This is a genomic window from Rhodococcus sp. 21391, assembly GCF_016772255.1.
Lineage (GTDB): Bacteria > Actinomycetota > Actinomycetes > Mycobacteriales > Mycobacteriaceae > Rhodococcus_F > Rhodococcus_F opacus.
The window spans coordinates 820,319-840,437 of the sequence record NZ_CP063782.1; the positions used below are offsets into that span (position 1 = coordinate 820,319).

The window sequence follows — 20,119 nt, forward strand, 5'->3', positions numbered from 1 at the left end:
GTCCCGGCCGCCTTCGCCCGCGACAGCCCGCGCTGGACGGGCGCCGGTGCCAGACCGTCCTGAGACCAATGTCGGTGAGCGCGGGACCGGCCGGTGCGAGCGGGACGGCATTGCGGGAGATCGCGGTCGGGGCCCACGGAGAAATTGGATGCTCAATGCGACACAGACACGCCGCGGACATAGATGCTCCAGAGGGTGAGTCGGTCGAAGAGCGGATTGCCCGGCGACGGGGTCGTTTCCGGGGACCCGGCACCGTGCATGATCAGGGCGGCGATGACGGCGCCGATCGTGGACAGATAGATGGGCGGGTCGGCCACGCCCGGCGCGGTGTGATCGAGGTGGAAGGACACAGCCGTTTGTGCCCGGTGGGTTCTCCCGGTAGGCGGCTACGAGTTCTCCCCGGGTGACGGCCAAATCGGGCCAGTGGCCAGAGCCGGACGCCGCCGATGGGTGGACTGGCGGTACGAGATCGGCGTGACGGCTGTCGTGGGCCCATGCCTGGACGCCGAGGTGCCGCAGTGCGGGGTGGCGACCAGGGCTCGGTCCAGCAGGGAGCCGAACAGCCACGCCGACCACGACCACTCCCCTCCCGCCCGGTACGGACGATCGGGGCGGGAGGGGAATGCACCGGCAGCACCGGTGCCGCGGGCCCAGGAGGGTTGCGGCGGACGTGTGTGGATCGGGGACGCCCGAAATTGTGAATCGGCGCCCACGGCCCTCGAAGGGGGCGCACCCCGCCGCAGCGAGATCACACCCGAATCCCGGTGATCGAGGTGAACTCTCGACGGGAGGGATGCGCATGACGCTGAGGAGCTCCTGGGAACGTTGGTGTTCGCGTCGACCTTCATGATCGGGGGAGCGGGTCGTCGCTGCTGCGGCGCCGGTGCGGTATTGGGCGTGGCCGGTGACGGCATCGGTGTGCGTTGCCGGCGGGGTGTGGTGGTCTTTTCCCGCGTCCTCCGCATTCGTGCGGCGGGGGCCAATCCGTCGGTGCCGAGGTCCGGTGACCATCGGTGGATCGGTGATCTGGTGCGGCACTCTGGAGGTCGACGAAAACCATTCCCGTGCTGGGGTATTGGTTGCCGAGCGAGGCGGATCGGGTGGACTGAGGTGCCGATTCTGCCGCGCCGGGCGTGCGGAGGTCGGTGCACCGGCCGTCGGGTCGGTTTCGTGTGCGCTGCAAGAACTCCCGCCGCGGATGCGACTTGTCCGGCCGCCGCGGCAGGGCTGGGTCCTCAGGCGTCGAAGCGGGGGCCGTGCACCGCGTCGTTCACCTGGGCATCCGCGTACCCGCAGCAGTAGTCCCAGGTGGCGTACGCCTCGGGGGTGGGGGCGTAGGCGGGCTCGTGCGGGCGGGCGGGGCCGCCGACCAGAAGCTGGAGGAGGTCGGCGCGGAGCATGTCCCAATCCCTGTAGTGATCGTGCCGGCAGTCCTCGCAGTGTTCGACGAGACCGCGGATCCCGCGAGGTGCCAGCAGCGCCTCGAACACGGCGAGGTCGGCCAGGTCCGCCTCCACGGCGAGCCGCTCCTGGGGATCGAGTGGCCGGTCCGGTTCGAGGGCGTCGAGGGCGGCGGCGGGGTCGGTGGGGTCGCCGGCGAACGGGTCCAGGGGCAGGCCGGGAGGCAGTTGATCGCGCACAGCGCCACGGTACGGGTCGAGTTGCGACGGCGGGGCATCGGCGGGGCACGCATGCCTGGTGTGCGTCTGTCGGTTCGTCTTCTCATCCGATCGTTTTCGAGATATGCGGGCCGGGTCGGGGACGTTTCGGCTCATGTGGTTGACGTCTGGCAGGGCTACGTCTTCTCGGTCTCGATCCGGTACTTCCTCATGCTGACATCGACCTTCCTTCCCTGTTCGGCGAGATCAAACCTGGTACGGAAGCCTCCGGAGAGTTGGGAAGCGTTCCGGACGCGGCGTCGTGTGGTCCCACACCGGTTCCCCACACGTCGCGGTGGGCTGCGCGTCGTCGACATCGGTCGATCGGTCAATCCGGGTAGTAACCACGGCCGTGATGCGCACGTTGCGAACAGGACCGGGGTTCATGTCTGAGCTGCCCGGAGAGAAGCCGGGTGTGGCGACGCGGTGGCCGGCTGCCTCGCCGCCGATGACGGTCACCGAGTTGGTGGCCCGCAGGGGGGACCTGAAAGGTGAGCTGCTGGACTTCGCCCAGCATGCCCGTTTCGGCAGGCAGTTGACCACCCTGATGCGGGCCGCGGCCGATCTCGGTCCGCTGGACGAGGGCATCCTCGTCCGCACCCTCGATCATTTCGTCCTGGAGAACCGGCTCCGCGACGGCGGCACGGTGGTGGAACGGTTCGTCGCGCAACAGCGGCCGCGCCTGACCGAGGACGAGTCCCAGATGCTGCTGGGTTGGCGCGATGTCGTCGAGGGTTACTTCGAGGTCCACCCGGCAGGCGACGGTATCGGCACCACCGTCTTTCACAACCTCGTCGACGACCTGCGTTATCGGGTGCACTCCAATATCGGCCCCGACGTGTTCGCCACGGTGCGGCCCAAGATGTTCGTGTACGGCCGGATCGTGCCCGTTCATCCCGCCACCGGCCACTGGTTGATCAGCGGTCACCGGGGGTTCCTTTCCGGCCTCCGTCGGCCCGACCCTGGCCCGGGCCGCATGGAGGTGGTGGCCGCCGACCCGGGGTTGCTGCGCCGCAATCGCGATCTGTACGAGCGGGCCTGGCAGTTGCAGGCCGACGACCGTGCCGCATTCGTCGACCTGTTCGGGTCCGATCTGGTGATTCTGCCGCCCACCACGGCCCCGGCACGGCTGATCGAACACTACCGGCGCCGCCTGGCTCAGGTCGGTGCCTCCGTCGAGGCCGACGGTACGCCCACCCACCCGGCGGCGCCGGGCGCCCTCACCGCCGAGGAGATGGGCCGACTGCCCGAGGATTACCTCGACGCGGACACCGTCGGGTTGATCTACGACGAGACCGAGGGCCTGAACTATTACCGCGACTTCGGCCGTCTGGATGCGATGTTCGCCGATCCCGCGTTGGCCGGCGACCACACCCACATCACCGTTCTCCGCGGATATCTCGACGACGACACGGTCTCGGCCCTGCCGCTGCGCCGACTGGCCGGGCGCCACCCGGCGGCGTCGACGGTCCTCCGGGTCCTGCTGCGCAGGCCCGGCTTCTCCCGGCAGCGCGACGGCGAAGACCTGCTGCGCACCCGTAAGGGGGCGTTCTTCGGGCAGCCGGCGGCCCCGAGATTTACCGTCACCGGTGACCGCCTCGCCGAACTCCTGTACACCCCGAGTAGTGAGGAGGGCACTGTCGCGTCTGGCGATCCCGGGTCGATGGGTCGGTCGGTGATCGGTGTGACTGACTGACGTTGTGGTGGTGAGATGTTCGTGGCGGACAGGCGCCCGTCGAAGATGCTCTGGACGGCGTTCAACGCGTTCGATCAGGGTGGGGTGTGTGGGTTCGGTGGGTCGCCGGGGATTTGGGTGAGGGTCCAGTCGCGGCGTTCGGTGAGGGCGCGGTGTAGGTGTTGTGTCCAGCGGCGGCGTTCGTCGCTCCCGCGATCGTGGCTGATCGTGATTCGCCTGGTCCACCTTTCGGGTATCCCGCGGTCGTTGATCGCCAGCCCGATGACGACCCGAAGATCGGGATCGGGGGCTCCGGTGACCACGATGCGGCCGGGTTCGCCGCCCATCTCCATCCGGGCGCCGAGCACCGCGGCGACCGCTTCGGCCACCTCGAGCACGGACTGCGCCCCGACCACGTCGATGTGGTCGACTTCGGTCATCTCGGTCCTCCATTTCCGTACCGGAGGGGCCGTACATCGCCGGTACCGTCGACCGAATCACATCACGCACCTCGGTCGGCGGTCGAGTGGCACCGGCGGCCCGTGCATCGGACCGATCAGACGACGTCGCCGCGGCGAGCGGCGCGCCGTTCCCGGTGGGCGTGGTCTTCGGGGCGTGGGTGCCTCGATATCGGTACCGTCGGTGCCCGTGGGCACCAAGGGGCAGCGGCGAGCCGATCGGGCGCTGGTCGCCGCATATCACGAGGCCCGGCTGGGTGAGCTGATCGAGTGTGTCGCTGCCGAGGTGGACCGCTTCCGGGCCGGTGAGGTGGACGCGTACGCCGTCGATGAGGCCCTGCACCACTATCATCTCGCGGCGAAACAACTGTGGACGTTCTGCTGGTCCGGATCCGGCGCCCAGGTCGAGTTCACCGCGCGTGCGGTGGAACGGCTAGCGGCAGACGGCGAGGCGATCGACTGGTGGGAACGCGCCACACCTCGCCGCCGGGAGTAATACACGTCCGCTGCCGCGAGCGTCGGTGCGAGCCGGGGACGGTGAAGGCCTGCCACCGTATTGTGGTCAGCGCCGCTCGCTCCCATTTTCGGGCGGCCTCGACCCGTCGGCCGGTACACAGTGCGACCCGCGATTGGCCAGCAGGGCAAGGGGCCAGCACTGGTACGCCAGTTCACAGGTATTCACCGGCGGTGAGGGTGACGGCGATGATCGCTGCGGCGGCCCTCACTGTGACCGAAACACACCGCCCGTGGTTACTAAACACTCGCAGTCTCAAACTCAGGTGCGGGCGTGACCGACGATGTCCTCCGTGAACGCCTGCATCATCTCGGCGGTGAGGGTGGGACGCACCGTGCCGATCACGTCCAGGTAGTCCTGGGTGCCGGCGTGGCAGCGTCCACCCGAATCGACGCTGCACTCGAAGGTCGCCTGTGCAACGGTCCGTGCCGCGTGCGCGACATCGGCGGGCGTGTAGCCCTCGGTCGCCGCAACGAGGGCAGACACGTCGACCTGCTCGTTGCCGAGGTACCGCTCCCACAGGGCGTGCCGGGCCTCCGAGTCGGGCGCCCCGATCGGCAGCACATAGTCGAAACGTCCGTGTCGAAGGAATGCATCATCCAGTGCTCGAACGGAATTGGTCGCGCACACCAGTAACCGTCCGCTGCGTTCGCGGAAGTTGACGATCGACTTCAGCAGTTCGTTCACCACCCCGACGGACTGCGAACCGGGCCGGCGGCGGGCCGCCACCTCCTCCACCTCGTCGATGAAGACGACGACGTGCTCGAGTTCACCCATCGACGCGAACGCCTCCCCGAGACCGGCGGCGAGCCCGTTCTCGCCGGCCGCGAGCCGCGATGGGAACAGTTCGACGAACGGCCAGCCGAGCCGGCTGGCGATGGCACGCGCGAACGTCGTCTTCCCGGTTCCCGGCGGTCCGAACAGCACCACCGCGCGCGGTGCCGCCACCCCGTGGTCGGCGGCCAGCGCCGGCCTCGACAGCGGGAGCACGATCTTGCGTTCGATCAGCGACTTCTCCCGGGTCATTCCGGCGACCTGTTTCCACAGTCCGGCGGGCGGCACCGCACCGCCGAGAGTCGCCAGGACCCCGGCCGTGCGGGGCGACACCGTCCCGAGCTTCTCGTAGTACGTGACTCCGCTGCGGGTAGTGAATCCGGAATTGCTCAGCGCGGTGGCACCTGTCTCACCTTCGGGGAGGAGCGCGCTCACTCGTCGCACTCCTTTGGCGAGGAGCTGGTGCTCGAGCTGAGACAACAGGGCGCTGCCGAGCCCTTGACCCCGCCATTCGGGATCGAGGGAGAGGCGCATGACCCAGGCGCGGTCCTCGTCGACGCGAGCAACTGCCGTCCCGATGATGTGCCCGTCCCGCACCGCGACGACGGCGGGGTGACGGTTCAGCAGACTCCCGACCACATCCGAGAGCGCGAACAGGGGCAGTTGGTCCGTGGTGGTGGAACTGCTGTCCATGCGCACGACGGCCTCGAGGTCCTCGGGTTCGAAGTCTCGGATGGTCCAGGCGTCCATGCGCCCTCCCTGAAGTGGATGGCGAAATCCTCAGCGTACGTCTGCGGTGCGTACTTGTTAACCGCCCGCGATCTGGGCGACGGTGTGTTCCCCGGAGTCGTGCCGGCGTTGAGCGAGTTCGATCCGGTCCGCGCTGAGCTTCGAGGGCCGTCCACCCTCACGTCAGCGGGCACGGGCGGCCAGCCGCGCTCCGTCTTTCGGTCGCGGAATTGGACCGCGGTGACGGCCAGGGTGACCACGGAAGGGCGGCGGAGAAGTAGATCATCGTGTCGCCCAGCTGGGTTTGGGTGCCTGGTAGCCGACGATCGCCGTGCTTCTCGCCATTCCCAGGTATCGGTCGTCAGCGGGGTCCAGACGGTGGTCACGGCGGCGAGAACGAAGAGTGGGCGGTGGGCCCCGCCCGCTGCCGTAGCGTCCGATTGGTGGTGTGGGGGTCGGTGAAGCGTGTGCGTCGCGGCGGGAGGGTGATCGTGGTCAGGGCGTGCTGGTGTCGGCGATGGTCGTGGTCGCGGTGACCACTGCCGGGTTCTCACGGCGGGGTGCTGGTTGCTCGTGCTCACTCTCGTCGACCGGAGTCGCCGCAGGTAGCTCCGCTGGTCAGCGGTGTTTCGGCTGCTCCGAGCGATCAGGGGTTGGAGGTCGAGGATCGTGTCACCGATGCGAGTGCGGACGCCAGGTGGCCATGGATCGAACCGGTCGACGCGTCGCGTGGGCACCGAAATATTGGCGGAGAGGTGCGGCGCACGGGATCCGGGGGAACGCGGCGCGCTGCCCGGTGGGTGGAGGGCGTGTCGGCGATGACGTCGGCTTCGTTCCCCTGTGGGTGGCGAGTGGATCCAGATCCGGACTGTGTGATGTGCGGCGGGGCGGCGTTCCAGCACCACATGTACGCCAGTTTCGGGGTCTGCTGATTCGAGACAGGCGTATACGAGTGCGCGCCACCCTTGTTCATGCTCGGCATGCGCGAAGCCTTGCTCGACAAGGACGTCGCGGCCGACAACATCCACTACGAAGTCTTCGGCCCGGACAGCTGGGCGGCCGCTCCAGAGGTGGCGAAGATCATCGCCGCCGTGCGGCGTAAGCCTTCGACATCGGCCCCGCCGTTCGTGCGGCCCTGGGCGGAACAGCACGAGATCGGCTGTCCCGACGACGACAAGGAGGTTAGGGCAGCGGGACGTCGGCGCGCTTACCCTGATCGGTCTGCTCGTCTTTCGCGTGCTGAACAGAATCGGGAGGGTCAGGTCAGGACCGCGACGATGACCGTGTTCGCGGCGCCGGTGGTGCAGGACGGGCTCGGACACTGCTCATTCCGACTGAGTTGACCCAACTGGCCGATATCGCGATCGAGCATCCACCCGAAACCCGGACGCGGTCAGTGTTTTTCGCGGTCGTTCTGGCTTCGTCACTGCCGTTGGGCGAGGAGGCGTTGCTGGTGTCAGTCCGAACGGTCCCACAGGCACTTATTGGCCGCCTTCTTCTGCCAGCCTCCACTGACGTCGGGCTGCGGAAGGATGATCCCGTCATTCGTTTCCGGGTTCCTTCTTCTGGCGGTCGGGCACGAACCGTGATCTTATGGCCATGAGAAAACCTATCGTCTTCACGAAGACGGAGGCGAAGATCTTCCACCAGAGGGGTTGACCGGACAGGACGGCTCCGGCTATCCAGCAGAGGGTGCCGGCCACGGCTAGAGATGTCGACCACGTGTGTAGGCCATGGTGAGCGGTCTGCCTCGATCCGCGGACCAGGTCGCTCAGTCCGACGATGCCGATGAGGCTGATTCCGACGAAGTACAGCGCGACGCTCAAGGCGGACCTCCGATCGTTCGACACTGCCGATGCTCGGGCTCGACGGGTCAGTGTGCGCCGACCCGCCTCGACGGCGTCCCGCTCACGCTTCGTTTCCCGGTGGTGCAGGATGTGGTGTCGGAAGGGATGGGAGTCGGGGGTCAGTCGCCGAGTTCACCGATATCTCCCATAACATCCCGCAGTTGTATCCGCCGGCCGGGGTGGCAGATGCCGCTACAGGGTCGAGCGGGTCAGCCCGGTCTTGTCGGTGATCTCGGCGATGGTGGCGCGCGCGCTCGCGCAGCTCGGTGGCGTAGGCGAACTGGGCGTCGGTGACCACGCTGGGCCGGCCGACCCGGCGGCCCTTCTCGGTGGCCACCATGCGGGCGTGGGCGGCGCGCTCGACGGCGTAGGTGCGTTCCATCTGCCCGAACAGTGCCAGCAGCGCTTGGCGTCATAATTCGGTGATGTTGTGCTGTCGATCGGTTGAGGCCGCCGACCTTCGCTGGGACACCCTCGGTTGGTGGATCCTCTGCTGGGATCCGATCCCAGATCCCGAGACGACACTGCGGGATTGGGCGATCCCCAGCTGCACTGGCGTCCCGAATCGAACACCGTCACCGCACCGGCTACCCAGGGCATCGCCGACCTCGTGCGGACCGCCCGCCGGGCCGTCCGCACGTACGCGCGGATCGGTTCCTCCGCCTCCCACAGGACGGACGGGTTGACCACCGGGCGGCCGGACAGCCGTGCGCCGAGCTACGACACTGGAAAGAGATGACCCGGTACCGGCGGCACCCCCGTGTTCACGACGTCAGGCGCCGCGGCGCTCAAACCTAGCGCGACCGATCTCCTCCTTGTACGGGCCACTGATGGACAGCGGGCGGGAGAAATCGGGCGGGAGAAATGCAGTGACGGCGCTCGGGGGGCTCTGCGCCGTCGCCGCGAACGGGCCTGTCGTTGATAGCGGCGCACCATGGGGCATCGGAAGTGCTAGCCGGAGACGGCTCGTAGCCCAGTGTGCGGGTGCGCGGGTCACGCCAGCTTCGCGACCGTCAGCAGGACCGCCGAGTCCACCAACGCTTCGAGGCTGTGCCGGGCGTCGGGCACGATGAGCAGGTCACCCGCACGCCCCTCCCACGACAGCTCGCCGGCCCTGAGCCGGACCCGGCCGGACAAGACCTGCACCGTCGCCTCACCCGGATTCGCATGCTCCCCGAGAACGGCACCCTCGATCATGCCGATCACCGTCTGCCGCAAGACCTTCTCATGCCCGCCGTAGACGGTGTCGGCGGTGTGACCACCACCGGCTGTGGCCGCCTGTTTCACCTGCTGACGAGCCAAGGCTTCGAGAGAAACCCGCTGCATGCCGCTAGTCTATCCACCCGCACCGGGTTCAGGGCGCGTCGACAGTCGGCTTCGCCGCGGAGTCACGGCCCGGCCGCCCACGCACTTACATTCTTCAACTGGAACGTAGGCACGTGTCCACGGCAGCCAAAGGACGGACCGGAAGTGAAGATTCCTCGAAGCACCCACGCGGAGCAAGGCCCCACCAACCGGGCTCGGCGGTGGGCTTGCGTCAGCGGGGAGCTTTCTGCTGACGCCGAGGCCGGCGATGGCGCTCGACAAGCTTGGCGCCCGTGTCCGTCAGATGACCGCCGACAAGAACTGACCTCGCCGCTCGTCGGCGAGGCGACCGGCTATCTGCGGTCGATGCCGCTCTAATTTCTCGTTGTGCTCACGCCACGCCGGGAAAGAGGACGCTCGCCTCGGCCGCGAATGGGTGCGGCGGGGCCGCAACTGCGCAGTTGCCACCGGGTGATCGTGCCGTCCGGCCCGCAGGTGTGGCCGGTGGCCAGCGCCAGGTCGATCCGGGACCGGACCGCGTTCTGTCTGGCCGGATCGACGGCGAACACGATCCGAATCCGGACCTCGTCGCCGAGTCGGTCGGCGTGGGTGTGATGCGGTGCGAGGGAGCGAGGCGGCTGGCGTCCCCAGTGCGTGCACAACGCGGAGGTGACCGCGGCGCCGGGCGCGCCGGTATCGGCATCCGGTGTCATGACCAGGACGGCTTGGTGAGCGAACACGCTCCGCATATCTCGTAGTGTGCTCCCCGGCCGGAAGCCCTGTCATCCACAAGTGGCGCACAACCTGTCCGACACGTCCACCGTCCTCGGAGCGGGGCCCGTCATCGGGGAACCCCGGCGCCAGGACAGGGTGGCGGGACCGTCCACCGATGTCAGGTGTGGTCGGGGCAGAGCAATGCCGGACCGGTGTGCCATCGGGTCGATGCGAGCCACCGTTGCACCGAGTCGGGTAGCCCACCGGTCTCGGTGGCTTCCGCGAGGACACCGGTCAGGATGGGACCGTCGCTCGCACCGAGCAGGCGATGTCGAACGCAGGGTGGGCGGGTTCGCAATGGCGGCAATGACTTCGGCTGAGCACGCCAGGATGGTCCGGGTCCGGGTGCAGCCAGGTGACGGCGAGGTCGGCGCGTTGGTGGGCGGCCTCGGCGCGGGTGGCCGGTTCGTGCCGCAGGTCGGGCAGGCGCGTGACGTCCTCGCCGTCGCGGTAGGGGAGACCACCTCGTCGGCCGAGTGTGCATCGGAACCGCCGGTGGTCCGTGTATTCAGGTGCCCGTACACGGTGGTGCGGGGCACGTTCAGCATGGCCGCGATCTGGGCGACCGTGTGCTTGTCTCTCTTCCCCGCGGATGCGGTTCCTGAGTGTGAATCTCAGCGATCTCGACGCGTGCCTGGATTGGTTCGCCGAGGTGACCATGACGTGGGCATCGACGACACCGACGACGTGGTCGCCGTCTCACTGGACTTCGCGCTGATCCACCTCGGTACCGAGACCCGATAGCCCACCCATCGCGTCGATGCGGTGGCTTCGGTGGCTGCGCGGCCGGTGGTGGGATCGGTGTGACGTTACCAACGGTATAGAGATTCCGAACCCGCCCAGTCCGATCCGGCGCCGACGGCGGATCGCCGAACTGTCCTCCGGGTTCGTCGATACGTGTTCCTGATCGGGTGCGCGAGGTGTCAGGCCGCCAGGTCGTGGCCGGGGGCATTCAGGTCGGTCCAGGTGCACAGTGTGGTGAGGTGTCCTGCGGCATCGATCGCCATCGCGCGGTGCCGGCCGGGATGCCATTTGTCGGCGGTGCACAGCACCGTGGTGCCGTGCCACTGCCGGCGGTCACCGCAGAGTCGGCGTTCGTGAATTTCATTCTCGTACATCGCTTTCTCCTCACCTGGTCGGGGAGGGATGAAACGATAGGGCAGGTCACGTCCCGACTGGTTACCGGGATGTTGCGGTGGTCGCGGCGAGCTTGCGTTCGGCGTGGGCGTCGTTGCTGTCGCTGCCGGTCGCGTCGGCCTGGGTTCGCTGGTTCGACTCGATTATCAGCTGGTCGGTGGTCATGACGCCGGAGTACGGGGCCTTCACCATCCGGCCGTCGCGGTCTCCGGGAGGGAGCGTGGGGTAGGTGCCCGAGGCGTCGATCGCCCCGAAGACCTTGTAGCCCTCGGTTGCCGCCAGGGCAACGGTGTTGGCGCGGACCTGCGTGAACGGTTGGTCGTTGACCACCTGGAACAGGCCGCTCCGGTGGTCGATGAGCGGCTACACCGCCTCGTCGGGGTCGATGAGACCCAGGTTCTTCGTCATGTCCGGCTCCTTCGGTAGGAGGCCTTCACGCAATAATTCAAGTTTCTATTACCTTCAACGTTGGCCGCGTCTGGTTTATTCCCAGGAGATTTGGTTCCCCAATACGCCCCCCATCTCGGCGAGCAGTACAGTTCTTAACTAGGGGTAGGTGAGCGGCAAAAGGGGCGTGGGACGGTGCGGAGCAGGTTGACCGAACAACAGCGTCAGGCCTGGCGGGTGTACATCGAGGGCAGCCTGCGGCTGGAGACCCGGCTGGATGAGGCGCTGCGCGCGGCGACCGGGCTGAGCATGATCGATTACCACGTCTTGCTGTTGCTGTCCGAGGCCCCGGACCAGCGGTTACGGATGAGTGAGCTCGCCGCCCGAATGGTGTTCTCCCGTAGCCGCATCACCTACCAGATCGGGTCGATGCGCAAACGGGGCCTTGTTGCGCGGGAACCGGCACCCGACGACGGCCGGGGGAGCCGGGCGGTGTTGACCGCGTCAGGCCTGCGGGCGTTACATCAGGCCGTCCCTCCTCACGCGCAGAGCGCCCGTGAGCTCTTCCTCGACGATCTCGATCCGGCGGAACTCGACTGCCTCGAGCGGGTCTTTACCCGGTTGACCGAACGGCTCCATTAGCGGAGCGCCGCGCTCGCGCCGCCCAGGCCGGCGCGGAAGGGCTCCGTTCCGCACGTACCGTGTGTCCGGCGGATTGTCGGCAAGTCGCCGTGCGCGAGCTGAGAGGCCACGGTACCGACCGTCGCCGCGGAGGGCGTCGGGGTCAAGTCCCAGGACGTGGTGTACGAAGCAGCCGTGTGATTCCTCGTCGGTGGGTGGTCATGCGGTCAGCGCGGGTGTCACCTCCTCGGCCGATTCCGCAGTGTCGCCCGCGGTGCTGGCGCCGCGAGAGCGAGCCAGGACGTCGAGCCCGAGATAACGGCGGGCTTCGATCCATTCATGCTGCTCGGCGAGAACCGCGCCGACGAGCCGGATCAGCGCGGTGCGGTCGGGGAAGATTCCGACGACATCGGTCCTCCGGCGGATCTCCTTATTCAGTCGCTCCTTTATCCGGCCCTCGGGGCCGGATCAACCCCTGGCGGTCGATTTGAGTCAGCGGTCGAGGCGGTGCAGGTGGTCGGTGAGGGTGCCGGCGACGCGGTGGTGACGGGCGGCTTCGTCGAGCCAACCACGGTCGCGGGCGTCGGCCTCGAGGGCCTGGATGTCGGTGCGGTGCGCCTCGAGCGCACCGCGGAATTCCGGTCCGGTGACGAAGTTGTCGCAGGTTTCGCAGATGTTGGCGTAGGGGCAGGCGCCGGACGCTTCGTGGCGGGAGCAGTAGCCGTGGGCAACACGGGTTTTGAGCATCTCGCTGCCGAGCCAGCTGACGGTGTCGGGTCTCCGAGAAGGTCGAGGCACTCTACGACGCACCCCGCGAACTGCCCGCCGATGACGAGGGGACCGAGATGCGGAAGCTACGCTCCGAGATGCACCGCCGGATGCTCGGCAACGGCTACTGCGCCCGACCCGTGGGACTCGACTGCCACTTCGAATCCATCTGCGAATCCTGCACGTTCTTCCAGACCACCATCGAGTTCCGCCCCACCCTGCAATCGCAGCGCGACGACGCCGCCGAAAAGGGCCAACTCGGTCGGCAGAAGATCTTCGACGGACTGCTCACCCGACTCGACCAGTCCGCCTCCTGACATGATCACCTTGACAAGATCACCCACATAATGCCCGAGCAGCGCCATCAACGCTTGCAGACTCATCCCGGCGTTGGCGAGCTCGGTGGCCCAGGTATGCCTTGTGTCCGCAGTGGCCGTGTGCGGTCGGGTTCGTGTTGCGTTTGAAGTGGATGGTTCCCGGCGCGGGGTTCGCGACGCTGGTGGCCGGCTGTATAGCGATAAGATCGGCTCTCGCGGCCACCCCGATCGTCGGCGCTCGGCTGGGCGGTGACGGCCGCCCCGCCCTCACGTGAGCACTTCCGCGGCGCGCAGCCCACAACGAGGGCCCGGGCCGTCCGGTGATCAGCCCACCGACCTGCTGGTCAGCACCCACGATCGCGGTCGGGTCCCTGGCTGAGGCCAAAGCCGGCCGGGCCGGGCCACGACGAGGCGAGAGACGTTCGTGCACAGCGGACAAGAGGTCTGCGTCGCAAAAGCCTGCGTCCACTCCTGCTGGTGGGGCAGCGCACCCGCGGCGGGGGTTCTGGGTGGTGACACCGACCGGGCAGGTGTTGGTATGACATCCCAGGGGCAAGCTCCGGCTTGTGCAAGAAAACGACGGTGCCGCCGGTCGCCTCCGAGGGCGGTCGCGACGGCGACGGCCTCCACCAGGCCCCGGTCGATGTTCGCCCGCACCTTCTCGAACGAGACCAGGGTGCCGACCGTCTCGTGGATCCGGGTGGTGTCGAACAGGCTCGCCAACCGTACCCGCAGGCCCGCGATCTGCCCGAGGTAGCGGAGCCCGCTGTCGGCGACGCCGCCGGCCACCGAGAACACTCGCGCAGGGCCACCGAATCACGCAGCGGCACCACGGTTTCCGCGGCCTCGGTGAGACCCGGTGGGCATTGCCGGCCAACCCGACCACGTTCAGGGCGCCCGACCAGGATGGTCGGCGGCCGGCCCAGCCGGGGGAGCAGTGAGGTGATGGCACCGGCCTCGCCGCGGGCGCCGCCGCCCGCGGCTACGAGTCCCACTCGGTCGCCCACCAGCGACCGTAACGAATCGTCCCGGCAAGGCAAGACCTTTGGCGACTCTCGGCCGCCTCGTTTCCGCCTCGGGTCCCGCGGACCCTGTATTTCGGCCACACGGTCGTGTACCTCTCGGACCTGATGGCCATGTGCCTGATGGGCTTGCTGTTTCGGTCCTCGGTTTTCGGCCCTCGGGGGTCCGGTATCCCGACGACCGGTGCCATTCGACCGTCCTTCATCGGGTGTCACCGTCGCGGCGTATCAGCGTGACGTGGCGACCTGAGACGTATTCCATGTCGATGATGAGGTGCCGGTCGCCGGGATGGATCGACCACGGGACCGCGTTCCGGTGGTGAAATCTGGCCACGGCGTCCGCGGATGCCACGTAGGTGGCGTGGCCCATGGCAGTGACACTCCATCCGATTCGGGTGATCAGATCGATGTCCCCCGCTTCGAATGCGAGAAGCTCCCCGTCGAACCGTGCGAACGACTCGTCGTCGGTGGGGATGACGACTTCGCCCCCGACGGTGGCGAAGGTCACCGGACGCAGCGCCGGCACCGCGTTCTCGGTGAAGACCATTCGACCGACCGGAACCGACCGCAGCAAGCGAATGCACTCGGCGGTGGAGAGCACCGAATCCGGCGCTGTTGTGGTCATGTGGTCTCCTCCCTCGACGTGCCCGACCACTTCAACGATCACCTCACCGCGGGTGGTGAAACAGAGGACAAGGTCACCCGCTTGGCCAGTCCCGAACTCACGGGGAACCATCTTTACGGACACCGTTGTTGAACCGGGGTAGTGAGGTTGCCCCTCGGGAGTGGACACCGGATTTCATGCGGCGACTGACAGCGTAGACGACGCGATGAGTCGTTGTTCGAACTCCACTGGGGTGAGGTATCCGAGGGCGGAGTGACGGCGACGTCGATTGAAGTACGAGAGCCACTCGAACAGGTCCAGCCGTGCCTGCGACTTCGACGTCCAACTCCGTCCGTGCAGCCACTCCCTCTTGAGTCCTTGGAAGAACGACTCGGCGAGAGCATTATCGTAACTCGAGCCGACCCGTCCTCGACTTAGCTGAATCCCATGACGGCGGCATACATCGACGAAAGCTGCTGCGGTGTACTGGGCGGATTCAACCGGTCGTCGCAACACCGTGCCGTGAGGACGAGTGTACCTGTTCGGCAAACACTTCCGCTGGAGTTCTCCAACCGTGCACTTTTCGGGGGCGGTTGTTGAGCGCATCGGCGACCGCCTGAAGCTCACGGAACTTGTATCGGGACAGATCAGTTCCCTTCGGAAAATATTGTCGCAGCAGCCCATTGGTGTTCTCATTCGTTCCGCGCTGCCATGGACTGTACGGATCACAGAAGTAGACACGGATACCCGTAGATGCCGTCAGCTCGGCATGACGCGCGAGTTCCTTTCCGCGATCCCACGTCACGGATCTGCGTAGATGCTCGGGCAGCGGTGACAGCGTCGCGGCCAGAGCATCACGAACGGACTCCGAACCATATCCGGACAGCGCCGGCCCGTTCTTCACCATCGCCGCTGTTCCATAGCCCTTCAGTCGCGGCAGGTGTAGTAGAGTCGTGTATCTGCTGGTGCGCTCGACGAGCGTGCCGATCGCGGACCGGGTCAGACCGATGATGAGGTCGCCCTCCCAATGCCCCGGCGTCTTCCGGCTCTCGACCTCCTCCGGACGGGCGCTGATGGTCACCTCCTCGGTGATAAATCCGGTGCGCTGCTTCCGTGCTCGCGCACGAGGCTTTCGCAGCGCCCGGCCGGTGCGCAAGCACGCGACGAGCTCCCGCTCCAGGCCGCCGCGACCCTCGATGTAGAGCGATTGGTAGATCGCCTCAGGTGAAATGCGCATCGTCGGGTCCTCCGGATAGTCGATCGGTAGGCGATTCGAGATCTGCTCCGGACTCCACGCCGTCGCCCACCGACGATCACCGCGCCGAGGCTTGTTTCGGCCAATCCAAGCGGCATCCGGACCGGACACCACGGTTCCATCGTCGGCACGAATCACACCAGACAGTTTGTCCTGCACATATTCTCGTAGCCGATCGTGTTCGGCGAGCTTCGCTGGTTTTGGGCGCCTCGCGGCGAGGTCGGCCTTCCACTGTGCGGTCGACGCTCGGTATGTGAGCTTGCCATTGCGGGTGGCGGCGTTCCGCCGCAACTCCCGCGAGATCGTCGACGGTGACCGTCCGATCCGGTCAGCGATGTCGCGCATACTCATACCCTTGGCTCGCAGCAGCGCGATATCCTCACGCTCGGTGAACGACAGGTACCTCCCCGAGACCGGGGTCAACTCGATCGGTGGCATCCCACCAGCCTGGCGGAACCACCGTGTCCCCACCGGCCCCGACACGCCGCATGTGGTCGCTGCGTCGTCGCTCGTGAGACCCTCGGCGATCCGCGTCCAGAATGCCCGCTCTAGATCTCGGCGTATCGGAGGCCGTCCCGGTGACCGCATCACCGCACGCCCCGTCAACGCTGCTGCCCACCCGGGTGGTCGTCCCATTCCCACACCTCCGTTATCGAGGTGTTGCTTCCACCGGTTGAGCCTGGTCTGTGATCCGCGGTCGCTGTGGAAGATAACGCCACCGACGTCACCACCGCGGGTGCGCACCGCCATCTCGATCGCGTCCGTGACGAGATCGGTGCGCATGTGGTCAGCGATCGACCAGCCCACCACCCGGCGTGAGAAGATGTCGATCACCGTGGCCAAGAACAACCACGAGGATCCCACCGGGATGTAGGTTATGTCCCCACACCACTTGGTATCGACAGCCGTAGCGGTGAAGTCTCGCATCACCAGATCCGGCACCGACGGAGCCGACTTGTCCGCGACGGTCGTGCGCTTGCTGCGGCGCAGGTGCCTGCCCACCACGTGGTGGATTCGCATCAGCCGGGTCACCCGTTTGCGGTTGATCTTGCGTCCGCGGGAGCGGAGTTCGGCGTGAACCCGCGGGGCACCGTAGGCGCTCCGGTGCTCGGCATGAATGGCGCGGATCTCGGCGACCGTCGCGGCTTCCTCGGCCTGGCGCTCGACTCGGGCCGGCTCCGTGATCAGGTGCTTGTAGTAGCCGGAACGGGAGGTCCCGAGCACCCGGCACAGCCGCTGCACGCCGAACTCGGCGCGATGGTCGGAGATGAAGTCCCAGCGGCGGGTCTTCACTTCACCTCCTTTGCGAAATACGCGGCCGCCCGGCGCAGAATCTCGCGTTCGAGCTGCCATTCCTTTTCCGCACCGCGCAGCCGCGCATTCTCCGCGCGCAGCCGCGCGAGCTCGTCCGCCTCGGTCCCGTCGGCGCCGGTACTGCGGTCCTGCGAGCGCGCGTTACGGGCGGTGTCCTTGCGGACCCACGTCCGTAGCGTTTCGCCACTGACGCCCACATCCGCGGCCACCGCCGCGTACGTGCGTTTGCCGTCGGCCGCGCGATACAACGCGACCGCGTCTTTCCGGAATTCCTCCGTGTACAGAGACTGGCGTCCCACCTCGACATCCCTCCTGGCTCTCCTAGAACCATTGTCCGGGGTGTCCACTCAAAGGGTGCAGCCTCAGTAGCGTGTGCGCCGTCGGTCTTGCCCGCCTGGTCGCCACACTGGCCTGCCTGGTTGCCACCACGGCCGGTATCGCTGCCGGCGCGCCTGGCGTCTCCTCGATGACATCGAAATGCCAGGCATTGCCGTTAGTGCCCCCGGATCCTCGACGCGATGATCGTTCACCGGGGTGCTCGTGGGTCCCGTGGGCGAGGGCCGCTCCTGACCGGGTGGCGCCTTGGTTGGGTTTCGTGACCGGCTCGTGTGTGCACGGGCGTTCCGCGGTGATCCCGCTGATCGTGGGTGCAGGGTGCTGTTGGGGTATACCACCTTCAGCACCATGGGAGTCGAAACCGTCCGCCGAGTGAACACCGGCGGTACCCCCGCCGGTGTTCACGAGCGCGCTGGGCGCCGCGGCAGTGAGACCATCGGTGACAGGAGCGGCCGGCCTCCCATGGCCGCCGGTTGCGAGGAGGAGAACGGATGATCAGAAAGAAGCCCCCCGACCGGGACGGCGTGCGGGACTGGCGGAAACCGGTGAGGGTGGACGGGCCCGCGGGCGCAACCGAGCCGGTGTGCCATCTGGTGATGGGGTTCGACCGGTATCCCGCCAGCCATCAGGCGCTGTCCTTCGCCGTGGGCCTCGCGGTCCCGCTCCACGCGTATCTGCATTTCGCCCACGTCGTCGACCTCGACGATTTTCCGGTCGAACCGGACCGCGACGATTGGGAACGGCGCATCGTCGAGACGGTCGAGCGGGAACGGAAGGAGGCGTGCACCATGCTCGCAGCACTACCCGGGAACTGGAGCTACTACTCCCACGAGGGCAACCCGGCGCACCTGTTGGCGTCGATCGCCGACGCCAATGACGCCCTGATGATCATCATCGGCAGTTCGCGGGGAGGGCTGGTGTCCGTCCTTGAGCGGGCGTTGGGGGAGTCGGTGTCCTCGCATCTGATCCACCACGGCCGCCGTCCGGTTGTCCTGGTCCCCGAACACATCGGCGCCGCGCCACCGGCGGCCGGGCGCTGAATGAGATGCCCCAGCGAGGTCCGGTCACCCGCACCGACCACCGGACGCCCGCGAGTCCGCGAGTCCGCGATTCACCCAAGGGGTCAGCTGCGGGCGAGGCAGCGTACGGCGCCGCGCGGGGGTGTTCGATCTGGGGCAGGTCGACGTCCTCGGGGGCGGTGGCGGTGTTCTGGGTGGGGTTCGAGCTGATTCGGTGGTCGATCCCGGTGGCCGCGGCGGCACGTTCGGTGCTCCGCTCGCTCAGCCCCGATTTCGGGTTGTCGACGCCTTCCCACTCGAGAATCCGGAGGGCGAGTGAGTGCCACTGCAGATCGGTGGCATGGGGCGGGTCGGCATCGGGTCCTGGCTTCTGTTGGGTCAGTGGCTCGTTGCTGCGGTTGGCGAATTCGGCGGTCTCGGCGAGCATGGGGGGTGGTTTCGGCGTCGCCGCGCGGGCGCCGCGCGGGGAGGACGCCGCGGCGGGTTTCCGGGGGACGGTTAACTCGCGGTAACCAATCACCGTCGAACGGTGGAACGTGTGGCGTCGACGGCGCGATGCGCGACCATGGGCCGATGGAGCCCCAGAAGAAGACAGCTGTATGGCCCGCGTGGTCGGTGGGCGCTCGGGTGATGACACACCATTCGCCCGATCCGACGCCCGCCACGGATCAATGGCCGCAGAAGAGCGGGGTGATCTCGAAGATCACCGCGAGATGATCGACTCTGCGAGTCGGTCGTACGGGCGTGATTGGGCGCATCCGCGCCGCTGGGCGGTACTCCTCGACGAAGGACAGCTGGTCTTCCGCGACGGTGACGAGCTCGAGGTCGAGGGAACGAGGAGTGCGGAAGTACGGAAGTAGGCAACAGCCTTGGGAAGGGTGGCCTGTCCCAGCATCGGCTGATCGTATGACTCGAGTCGCCGTTGCGGAGAGAAACGTTGCAGAGGGCAACATTGAGCGGTGCCGGGTGTGCGGCGATTCGAACCACCTTCGTTGCCGGGGGGCGGGCCCGACTCGACGAAATCGGCGTCGTTCCCCCTGCCATCTGTTTCTCGATAATCATTCCGGTGGCGGTCTGGGTGTGGTCTGGTGCCGCCCAGCTGGTCTTCCGGTGGTGCGTGGTATCAGCTCGAACGCGAGACTGTCCTCGGCGTCGGGGAACCGGAACGCGAGGGCCTGCGCGTCGAACAGGGCGAACCATTGCTTCCAGGAAATGTGCTCGAGACCGGACCCCGGGCGCAGACCGGCGAAGTCGACGCGCAGCGTAGTCGTCGCCGACGCGGGGCGGGCCGGGAGCCGGGTGGTCGTTGCGGGCGCCCCGTGATGGTGCTGGATCCAACAGCGGATTCGTTCGTGATCGGTGGTGGGCGCGACCGGTGGATTCTTGTGTGCCGTCATGACCGCTCCTGCTCCTTCCGGTTGGTCACTCGCGGTGTTGCGGCTTGGCAGCGGCGGTGTTCTCGATATGTTTGCGCCGGGTGGCTGGTCGCCGGTGGGTGTCTTTCATCCTGCTCCGCGGGCCCGGCGACGCGGGGGCGTTCCCCGCCCGGAGTCTGCCGAACTTGCGAGGTTGGTGGATGCAAGTCGGGTTTCGCGCGGTGCCTAC

The 20,119-nt window shown here is 67.3% G+C and carries 22 protein-coding genes and 7 pseudogenes; 10 read left to right on the plus strand and 19 right to left on the minus strand.

What is annotated here, in order from left to right; translation table 11 throughout:
* Window positions 1–152: 152 nt before the first annotated feature.
* Window positions 153–317, minus strand: a complete 165-nt coding sequence (locus GO592_RS38585; protein ID WP_231869111.1) for a hypothetical protein — start codon at window positions 315–317, stop codon at window positions 153–155.
* A gap of 918 nt (window positions 318–1,235) precedes the next feature.
* Window positions 1,236–1,640 carry a DUF5319 domain-containing protein gene (locus GO592_RS38590; protein WP_007297121.1) on the minus strand — a complete coding sequence of 135 codons (405 nt, stop codon included), beginning with the start codon at window positions 1,638–1,640 and terminating at the stop codon, window positions 1,236–1,238.
* A 403-nt stretch (window positions 1,641–2,043) separates the two neighbouring features.
* On the opposite strand from GO592_RS38590, the gene GO592_RS38595 reads away from it, so the two are divergent.
* Entirely contained in the window at window positions 2,044–3,354 is a 1,311-nt protein-coding gene (locus tag GO592_RS38595) for a hypothetical protein (protein WP_231869112.1), read from the plus strand.
* A 74-nt stretch (window positions 3,355–3,428) separates the two neighbouring features.
* On the opposite strand, the gene GO592_RS38600 is transcribed toward GO592_RS38595, so the two are convergent.
* On the minus strand, window positions 3,429–3,773 hold the full coding sequence (locus GO592_RS38600; protein ID WP_007297119.1) for a hypothetical protein: 345 nt from the start codon (window positions 3,771–3,773) through the stop codon (window positions 3,429–3,431).
* Window positions 3,774–3,981: 208 nt separating this feature from the next.
* Here GO592_RS38600 and GO592_RS38605 point away from each other — a divergent pair, with 208 nt between their 5' ends.
* Entirely contained in the window at window positions 3,982–4,287 is a 306-nt protein-coding gene (locus GO592_RS38605; protein ID WP_012686916.1) for a hypothetical protein, read from the plus strand.
* 279 nt (window positions 4,288–4,566) lie between these two features.
* On the opposite strand, the gene GO592_RS38610 is transcribed toward GO592_RS38605, so the two are convergent.
* The gene (locus tag GO592_RS38610) at window positions 4,567–5,829 is read right to left on the minus strand and encodes an ATP-binding protein (RefSeq protein WP_007297117.1); all 1,263 of its coding nucleotides are present in this window, start codon (window positions 5,827–5,829) and stop codon (window positions 4,567–4,569) included.
* A 57-nt stretch (window positions 5,830–5,886) separates the two neighbouring features.
* Window positions 5,887–5,970, minus strand: a pseudogene (locus tag GO592_RS45245) (Hin recombinase); the annotation flags it as partial.
* Window positions 5,971–6,746: 776 nt separating this feature from the next.
* Between GO592_RS45245 and GO592_RS46775 the strand changes: the two are divergent.
* Window positions 6,747–6,869: pseudogene (locus GO592_RS46775) on the plus strand (hemin transporter); the annotation flags it as partial.
* 480 nt (window positions 6,870–7,349) lie between these two features.
* Here GO592_RS46775 and GO592_RS38625 read toward each other — a convergent pair.
* Together GO592_RS38625 and GO592_RS45250 are read right to left on the minus strand one after the other, a co-directional pair.
* The gene (locus GO592_RS38625; protein ID WP_012686918.1) at window positions 7,350–7,634 is read right to left on the minus strand and encodes a hypothetical protein; all 285 of its coding nucleotides are present in this window, start codon (window positions 7,632–7,634) and stop codon (window positions 7,350–7,352) included.
* 216 nt (window positions 7,635–7,850) lie between these two features.
* Window positions 7,851–8,058: pseudogene (locus GO592_RS45250) on the minus strand (recombinase family protein); the annotation flags it as partial.
* 129 nt (window positions 8,059–8,187) lie between these two features.
* Between GO592_RS45250 and GO592_RS38630 the strand changes: the two are divergent.
* Window positions 8,188–8,394, plus strand: a complete 207-nt coding sequence (locus GO592_RS38630; RefSeq protein WP_007297114.1) for a hypothetical protein — start codon at window positions 8,188–8,190, stop codon at window positions 8,392–8,394.
* Between the two features lie 254 nt (window positions 8,395–8,648).
* Here GO592_RS38630 and GO592_RS38635 read toward each other — a convergent pair whose 3' ends face one another.
* Window positions 8,649–8,981: a cupin domain-containing protein gene (locus GO592_RS38635; RefSeq protein WP_007297113.1), complete on the minus strand. Its 333-nt coding sequence runs from the start codon at window positions 8,979–8,981 to the stop codon at window positions 8,649–8,651.
* Window positions 8,982–9,334: 353 nt separating this feature from the next.
* Window positions 9,335–9,709, minus strand: a complete 375-nt coding sequence (locus GO592_RS38640) for a hypothetical protein (protein ID WP_007297112.1) — start codon at window positions 9,707–9,709, stop codon at window positions 9,335–9,337.
* A 331-nt stretch (window positions 9,710–10,040) separates the two neighbouring features.
* On the opposite strand from GO592_RS38640, the gene GO592_RS38645 reads away from it, so the two are divergent.
* Window positions 10,041–10,478, plus strand: coding sequence for a hypothetical protein (locus GO592_RS38645; protein ID WP_012686921.1), 438 nt, complete (start codon window positions 10,041–10,043; stop codon window positions 10,476–10,478).
* 179 nt (window positions 10,479–10,657) lie between these two features.
* Here the strand turns inward: GO592_RS38645 and GO592_RS38650 are convergent, their stop codons facing one another.
* Window positions 10,658–10,852 (minus strand): hypothetical protein, encoded by a 195-nt coding sequence (locus tag GO592_RS38650; protein ID WP_007297110.1) that lies wholly within the window; start codon window positions 10,850–10,852, stop codon window positions 10,658–10,660.
* A 61-nt stretch (window positions 10,853–10,913) separates the two neighbouring features.
* Entirely contained in the window at window positions 10,914–11,201 is a 288-nt protein-coding gene (locus GO592_RS38655) for a hypothetical protein (RefSeq protein ID WP_007297109.1), read from the minus strand.
* Between the two features lie 252 nt (window positions 11,202–11,453).
* On the opposite strand from GO592_RS38655, the gene GO592_RS38660 reads away from it, so the two are divergent.
* Window positions 11,454–11,900, plus strand: coding sequence for a MarR family winged helix-turn-helix transcriptional regulator (locus GO592_RS38660; RefSeq protein WP_007297108.1), 447 nt, complete (start codon window positions 11,454–11,456; stop codon window positions 11,898–11,900).
* 198 nt (window positions 11,901–12,098) lie between these two features.
* Here the strand turns inward: GO592_RS38660 and GO592_RS38665 are convergent.
* A pseudogene (locus GO592_RS38665) lies at window positions 12,099–12,323 on the minus strand (transposase); the annotation flags it as partial.
* Between the two features lie 48 nt (window positions 12,324–12,371).
* Complete coding sequence (locus GO592_RS38670) at window positions 12,372–12,677, minus strand: hypothetical protein (RefSeq protein ID WP_012686922.1); 306 nt, start codon at window positions 12,675–12,677, stop codon at window positions 12,372–12,374.
* Here GO592_RS38670 and GO592_RS38675 point away from each other — a divergent pair.
* Window positions 12,656–12,964, plus strand: a pseudogene (locus tag GO592_RS38675) (tyrosine-type recombinase/integrase); the annotation flags it as partial. The gene GO592_RS38670 and the pseudogene GO592_RS38675 overlap by 22 nt on opposite strands.
* Window positions 12,965–13,098: 134 nt before the next feature.
* Complete coding sequence (locus GO592_RS38685; protein ID WP_158306529.1) at window positions 13,099–13,239, plus strand: hypothetical protein; 141 nt, start codon at window positions 13,099–13,101, stop codon at window positions 13,237–13,239.
* 49 nt (window positions 13,240–13,288) lie between these two features.
* On the opposite strand, the gene GO592_RS38690 is transcribed toward GO592_RS38685, so the two are convergent.
* From GO592_RS38690 to GO592_RS38710, 5 genes and pseudogenes are all read right to left on the minus strand, one after another.
* Window positions 13,289–13,762, minus strand: a complete 474-nt coding sequence (locus GO592_RS38690) for a hypothetical protein (RefSeq protein ID WP_007297105.1) — start codon at window positions 13,760–13,762, stop codon at window positions 13,289–13,291.
* 426 nt (window positions 13,763–14,188) lie between these two features.
* Entirely contained in the window at window positions 14,189–14,611 is a 423-nt protein-coding gene (locus GO592_RS38695) for a pyridoxamine 5'-phosphate oxidase family protein (protein WP_007297104.1), read from the minus strand.
* Between the two features lie 174 nt (window positions 14,612–14,785).
* A pseudogene (locus GO592_RS38700) lies at window positions 14,786–15,082 on the minus strand (integrase core domain-containing protein); the annotation flags it as partial.
* Between the two features lie 4 nt (window positions 15,083–15,086).
* Window positions 15,087–16,433: an IS30 family transposase gene (locus tag GO592_RS38705; protein ID WP_050785260.1), complete on the minus strand. Its 1,347-nt coding sequence runs from the start codon at window positions 16,431–16,433 to the stop codon at window positions 15,087–15,089.
* Window positions 16,429–17,458: pseudogene (locus tag GO592_RS38710) on the minus strand (IS3 family transposase); the annotation flags it as partial. The pseudogene GO592_RS38710 and the gene GO592_RS38705, both read right to left, overlap by 5 nt.
* Window positions 17,459–17,986: 528 nt before the next feature.
* On the opposite strand from GO592_RS38710, the gene GO592_RS38715 reads away from it, so the two are divergent.
* Both GO592_RS38715 and GO592_RS38720 read left to right on the plus strand, forming a co-directional pair.
* The gene (locus tag GO592_RS38715; protein ID WP_007297260.1) at window positions 17,987–18,535 is read left to right on the plus strand and encodes a universal stress protein; all 549 of its coding nucleotides are present in this window, start codon (window positions 17,987–17,989) and stop codon (window positions 18,533–18,535) included.
* 650 nt (window positions 18,536–19,185) lie between these two features.
* The gene (locus GO592_RS38720; protein WP_236581602.1) at window positions 19,186–19,374 is read left to right on the plus strand and encodes a hypothetical protein; all 189 of its coding nucleotides are present in this window, start codon (window positions 19,186–19,188) and stop codon (window positions 19,372–19,374) included.
* 198 nt (window positions 19,375–19,572) lie between these two features.
* On the opposite strand, the gene GO592_RS38725 is transcribed toward GO592_RS38720, so the two are convergent.
* Window positions 19,573–19,911: a hypothetical protein gene (locus GO592_RS38725; protein ID WP_007297258.1), complete on the minus strand. Its 339-nt coding sequence runs from the start codon at window positions 19,909–19,911 to the stop codon at window positions 19,573–19,575.
* Window positions 19,912–20,119 lie beyond the last annotated feature (208 nt).

Excerpts from the sequence above, each read along its gene's own strand:
- GO592_RS38595 (WP_231869112.1), top strand. The coding sequence starts at position 2,044 with ATGTCTGAGCTGCCCGGAGAGAAGCCGGGTGTGGCGACGCGGTGGCCG.
- GO592_RS38600 (WP_007297119.1), bottom strand. The coding sequence starts at position 3,773 with ATGACCGAAGTCGACCACATCGACGTGGTCGGGGCGCAGTCCGTGCTC.
- GO592_RS38610 (WP_007297117.1), bottom strand. The coding sequence starts at position 5,829 with ATGGACGCCTGGACCATCCGAGACTTCGAACCCGAGGACCTCGAGGCC.
- GO592_RS38635 (WP_007297113.1), bottom strand. The coding sequence starts at position 8,981 with ATGCAGCGGGTTTCTCTCGAAGCCTTGGCTCGTCAGCAGGTGAAACAG.
- GO592_RS38640 (WP_007297112.1), bottom strand. The coding sequence starts at position 9,709 with ATGCGGAGCGTGTTCGCTCACCAAGCCGTCCTGGTCATGACACCGGAT.
- GO592_RS38645 (WP_012686921.1), top strand. The coding sequence starts at position 10,041 with ATGACTTCGGCTGAGCACGCCAGGATGGTCCGGGTCCGGGTGCAGCCA.
- GO592_RS38650 (WP_007297110.1), bottom strand. The coding sequence starts at position 10,852 with ATGTACGAGAATGAAATTCACGAACGCCGACTCTGCGGTGACCGCCGG.
- GO592_RS38695 (WP_007297104.1), bottom strand. The coding sequence starts at position 14,611 with ATGACCACAACAGCGCCGGATTCGGTGCTCTCCACCGCCGAGTGCATT.
- GO592_RS38705 (WP_050785260.1), bottom strand. The coding sequence starts at position 16,433 with ATGCGGTCACCGGGACGGCCTCCGATACGCCGAGATCTAGAGCGGGCA.
- GO592_RS38715 (WP_007297260.1), top strand. The coding sequence starts at position 17,987 with ATGATCAGAAAGAAGCCCCCCGACCGGGACGGCGTGCGGGACTGGCGG.
- GO592_RS38720 (WP_236581602.1), top strand. The coding sequence starts at position 19,186 with ATGGCCGCAGAAGAGCGGGGTGATCTCGAAGATCACCGCGAGATGATC.
- GO592_RS38725 (WP_007297258.1), bottom strand. The coding sequence starts at position 19,911 with ATGACGGCACACAAGAATCCACCGGTCGCGCCCACCACCGATCACGAA.